Here is a 4,504-nt window from a genome sequence, read left to right as displayed (position 1 = left end):
ATTAAATTTTAAAATAATTATGATATAATAAAACCGACTAGAAAATAGTCGGTTTCATTTTTGTAGACAAATACTAAAAATTAATATTAAAGTCGATCTAAAAACGAATAGAAGTATTTAGTTTTATTATTTAATAGGGGGATATGGATTTGGAAAAAGCTCCAAAGGGATTTGAATTTGTCATAACACAGTTAATAAATATAACTCATGATATTCACCTTTCAATGTGGATTTTATATGGTTTAATTGTTGTATTATGTATTGTGGTATATCATTTAGGTTTCGCCAAAAAATTGAGCATCCTTAAAAGTTTAATCATTTATGTTTTGCTTATGATTGGATGTAGTTTCCTTACTTTCTTAGCTTTAAGGATACCAATCGTTGAAGCATTACTTGCAAGTGTCTTCGTGTTAGGGGTATATAAGATTCGTTTACATCAATCAAAAAAGAATAATGCTACTACATAATGTAAACTTTTTAGAAAGTTGGTATTTAGATGAAATCTGTTCAGGATGCTTTATATAATTGGTTAACGATAAAAGTTATATATGAAGGTAGACCTTCGGATGAAGCTGCTAAAGAGACGTATGAGATGTTTGATTCGATTTTAAAAGAAGATCATCAAGTATCTAACGTAAAAATAGAAAAAATGGAAGATTTCTATTTAATTACATTTACACAAGCAGAAAAAGAGCGTACTACGCGCTTTCCAATTGAAATGATTGATTGCTTTTTAGATCAAGTAAAAGTTAATCCAGAGAAGTATTAAAAACCTAGAAATTAATCTAGGTTTTTTTGTTTAAACTTTTGGTGAATTTATACATGAAAATAATATCTAAGACTTGATGGTCTTTCCAAAAAAAGAAGCCTAACTGGCTTCTTTTTTCATAATTTACCACTCGTCATTGTCCTTTACCGGTTTTAAGAAACGGAAATTTCCTGTTGCAATTCTTTGTTCTGTTTTTATTTTAATTCGATCGTAACATTCAGAGCATGTATATGTATGGATAGGACGATTTCTTAATTTTTTTGCAATAGGTGATTCATCGCTAATAGATTCGCTTTTATCACAAATCATGCATTTAACTCTCATGTGAAATTTCTCTCCTTATATATGGAACTTAAGTTAACATAATTATAACAGGTTTTAGAATATATTTTTAAAAAACAGTGGTTTTAGCAGGAAGTTTTCAATAAACTTTGAATTATATTAGTATACTCTTTATTTGAAGGAGATGAAATAGTGATGGCAAACAGTATTGAGAAAACATTATCACCAAGCTTATTAGAAGATTGTAATAAAGAAAAGATTGTTTTTTTAAGTACTTTTAACTCCGAAAAGAATGCACCAGTTACGAATGCAATTTCTTGGCTTGTTGCTTTAGACGATAAGACAATTCGATTTGCAGTAGATCAAAGATCAGCAATTATATCGAATATCGAAGAGGTTGAAGGGGTATCATTAAGCTTATTCTCAAATGAAACAGTTTATAGTATTTCAGGAAATGCAAAAATTTTAACAAAGCAAATGCCTGGGATTCCATTAAAATTAGCGTGTATAGAAGTAGAAGTTAATGAAGTAAAAAATATATTGTTTTATGGGTCTAAAATAACAGTCGAACCAGAGTATGCAAAAACGTATGATGAGAGGGCTGCAAAAAAATTAGATGTAGCAGTTTTGAGTGGTCTTAGATCCAACTAAGCTTTAAACATTAAAAAATATTCTAAAGTAGAGAGAATTTCATATAATATATTAACGGTTCGTCCATTCTTCGACTAGTAACCAATTGTAAGACCGATCAATTTAGAATTAAAACTAATTATTCTAATCTGAGTTATTTTTAGTCAGGAGGTTAAGGATTGAGTAAAATATATGTTCTCGACACCAATGTACTACTGCAAGACCCACTAGCAATCTTTTCATTTGAAGATAATGAAGTAGTTGTACCAGCTGTTGTATTAGAGGAAGTAGACTCAAAGAAGAGATATATGGATGAAGTTGGTCGTAATGCTAGGTATGTATCCAAACTAATTGATAGCTTTCGAGAACTAGGGAAATTACATGAAAGTATTCCTCTTGAAAACGGTGGTTCATTTAGAATTGAATTAAATCATCGTTCTTTTCAACAATTGCAAGAGATCTTTGTTGAAAAAACGAACGATAATCGCATTTTAGCTGTTGCAAAAAACTTATTACTTGAAGAAGAAGCAAAAGAAAGCGGAAAAACAGTCATTTTAGTTAGTAAAGATACGTTAGTTCGTGTAAAAGCGGATGCATTAAATTTATTAGCTGAAGATTATTTAAGTGATCGAGTAGTTGAAGTTGATCATATTTATACCGGTTATCTAGAGTATTACATAAATACAGATTTATTAAACAAGTTTTATGAGAAAACTGAACTTCCTGTTTCAGATATAGCGAACCATCCATTTTATCCTAATCAATTCATCGTATTAAAGGATGCTCTCGGTGGTAAGAGCTCAGCTCTTGGAGTTGTAGATAAAACGGGTACAAAAATTAAGAAATTTGTTTTCTCAAATGAACATATTTGGGGTATAAGGCCAAGAAATGCACAACAATCCATGGCCTTAGAATTACTACTTCGAGACGATATACCATTAGTCACATTGATTGGTAAGGCAGGAACCGGAAAAACTTTATTAGCTTTAGCGGCAGGTTTAATGCAAAGTGAGGACCTACAAAGCTATAAAAAGTTATTAGTTGCTAGACCGATTGTACCAGTTGGAAAGGATCTTGGTTATTTACCAGGTGAGAAGGATGAAAAACTTCGTCCATGGATGCAACCGATTTATGATAATCTAGAATACTTATTCAATACGAAAAAACCAGGTGAACTTGATGCGATATTAGCCGGAATGGGCTCAATTGAAGTAGAAGCTTTAACTTATATAAGAGGTAGAAGTATCCCAGAGCAATTTATTATTATAGATGAAGCACAAAATCTAACTAGGCATGAAGTAAAAACAATTTTAACTCGCGTTGGTGATAAGAGTAAAATTGTATTAATGGGGGATCCAGAACAAATTGATCATCCATATTTAGATGAATACAACAATGGATTAACTTATGTAGTTGAAAAATTTAAAGATCAAAAAATAAGTGGACATGTAAAACTAATAAAAGGCGAACGTTCATCAATTGCCCAACTAGCAGCGGACATATTGTAATAATTAAATGCTTACAAAAGCAACATCTTACCAAAATCTAACAGTAAGATGTTGCTTTTGTTTTACACTATAAAATAATTTTCTTGATTGAAGTAATTGGTGTTTCTTTATTTGTGCCATCAGCAAAATATAAATGTACTGGCCCATCATCAAGGATTCTCTTGCCATTGTATGAAAATGCTAAATAACTTTCATATACAGTTTCAAAAGGTAATTTTATTAATTCACCTTCTGTTTCGATCGTAACTTCTGAATCATGATTTTTCGGATTACTATTATCTATAAAATAAGAAAATGGCATTGCATAAGATTCTTTAAGCCATTCTTTTTTTTGAGTAGCGTATAAAGGACTATTATCAACCTTCGCACCTTCAACAATTTCACGATCCCAATGCTTTGAAACACTTTTTGTATATTGTTCAAGCTCATCAACCTTTTTCAATTCACCAGCTAACAAACTGTCTAACTTTACCTTTCTTTCATCAAAAATCCAAACACTTGGATCAATCGTTAACGGAAACTCCACATTACCTGTTAATTGAAAAACATCACCCATATACTAAACCCCTTCTGTGTACTAAGTCTAACTATAGTGTACGACTTTTTTAAGTAAAAAGACAAACAATTGAACAAATCGAGCCCTTATTTTCATTTAAGTATTATTATGCTTTCAGTTTTTTTATAGAGATGTAATGAGCGGTTTTTTTGTAGAAACTAGATTACAATATAAAATTACCTTCTAACATAAGAAAATTCTAATAAATAAACTGTTGCAAAAATATAATTTTCTAAAATACATATTTGCAAAACTTTTGATTTAAGTTGATTTTTCCTAAAAAGAACTATAATATTAAATAGATAGCTTGTACGGAAGCGGAGGGAGAAAATTGAGGTCTGATGCTGTAACAGATTACAAAGATAAAGCATTTGAATTATTAAAAAAAGATGCTGAAAAAATATTAAAATTAATAAATGTGCAACTTGATCATTTAACGATGCCACAATGCCCTCTATATGAAGAGGTTTTAGATACTCAAATGTTTGGATTATCAAGGGAGATTGATTTTGCTTCTCGTTTAGGTTTAATTGAAGCAGAACAAGGTAGAGAACTTCTTTCTGAACTTGAGCGTCAACTATCTGCTCTACATGAAGCGTTTACAGATCAAAAGAATAAATAATTTTTAGCAACAAAAGCTCAAACAAAAAATGTTTGGGCTTTTTTTTGTGAATTTTTTTAATTGTTATAAGTAATAAATCTATTAATCTATGTTACAATATTTTTATTTAAAAAGGGAATTTAGCAAAATAGTTGAAT

General features: G+C 30.2%; 7 protein-coding genes. 5 read left to right on the top strand and 2 right to left on the bottom strand.

Features of this window, described 5'->3' with window-relative positions:
- Positions 1-149 precede the first annotated feature (149 nt).
- Positions 150-467, top strand: coding sequence for a YlaH-like family protein (locus CN514_RS20695; RefSeq protein WP_235821791.1), 318 nt, complete (start codon positions 150-152; stop codon positions 465-467).
- A 29-nt stretch (positions 468-496) separates the two neighbouring features.
- Entirely contained in the window at positions 497-769 is a 273-nt protein-coding gene (locus tag CN514_RS20690; protein ID WP_088013082.1) for a hypothetical protein, read from the top strand.
- Positions 770-892: 123 nt separating this feature from the next.
- Here the strand turns inward: CN514_RS20690 and CN514_RS20685 are convergent, their stop codons facing one another.
- The gene (locus CN514_RS20685; protein ID WP_056468526.1) at positions 893-1,093 is read right to left on the bottom strand and encodes a YlaI family protein; all 201 of its coding nucleotides are present in this window, start codon (positions 1,091-1,093) and stop codon (positions 893-895) included.
- A gap of 153 nt (positions 1,094-1,246) precedes the next feature.
- Between CN514_RS20685 and CN514_RS20680 the strand changes: the two genes are divergently transcribed.
- Positions 1,247-1,702 carry a pyridoxamine 5'-phosphate oxidase family protein gene (locus tag CN514_RS20680; RefSeq protein ID WP_098234204.1) on the top strand — a complete coding sequence of 152 codons (456 nt, stop codon included), beginning with the start codon at positions 1,247-1,249 and terminating at the stop codon, positions 1,700-1,702.
- 158 nt (positions 1,703-1,860) lie between these two features.
- Entirely contained in the window at positions 1,861-3,189 is a 1,329-nt protein-coding gene (locus tag CN514_RS20675; protein WP_098234203.1) for a PhoH family protein, read from the top strand.
- 67 nt (positions 3,190-3,256) lie between these two features.
- Here the strand turns inward: CN514_RS20675 and CN514_RS20670 are convergent, their stop codons facing one another.
- Entirely contained in the window at positions 3,257-3,745 is a 489-nt protein-coding gene (locus CN514_RS20670) for a hypothetical protein (RefSeq protein ID WP_098234202.1), read from the bottom strand.
- A 331-nt stretch (positions 3,746-4,076) separates the two neighbouring features.
- On the opposite strand from CN514_RS20670, the gene CN514_RS20665 reads away from it, so the two are divergent.
- Positions 4,077-4,367, top strand: a complete 291-nt coding sequence (locus CN514_RS20665; protein WP_069035558.1) for an Fpa/YlaN family protein — start codon at positions 4,077-4,079, stop codon at positions 4,365-4,367.
- The last annotated feature ends 137 nt before the right edge of the window (positions 4,368-4,504 follow it).

The organism is Bacillus sp. AFS001701 (genome assembly GCF_002559405.1).
Taxonomy (GTDB): Bacteria; Bacillota; Bacilli; order Bacillales; family Bacillaceae_G; genus Gottfriedia.
Note: the sequence above shows the minus strand (reverse complement) of the source record. Positions and strands in the feature narration are given on the sequence as shown.

Coding starts and splice junctions, on each gene's coding strand:
- CN514_RS20690 (WP_088013082.1), top strand. CDS start 497: ATGAAATCTGTTCAGGATGCTTTATATAATTGGTTAACGATAAAAGTT.
- CN514_RS20685 (WP_056468526.1), bottom strand. CDS start 1,093: ATGAGAGTTAAATGCATGATTTGTGATAAAAGCGAATCTATTAGCGAT.
- CN514_RS20680 (WP_098234204.1), top strand. CDS start 1,247: ATGGCAAACAGTATTGAGAAAACATTATCACCAAGCTTATTAGAAGAT.
- CN514_RS20670 (WP_098234202.1), bottom strand. CDS start 3,745: ATGGGTGATGTTTTTCAATTAACAGGTAATGTGGAGTTTCCGTTAACG.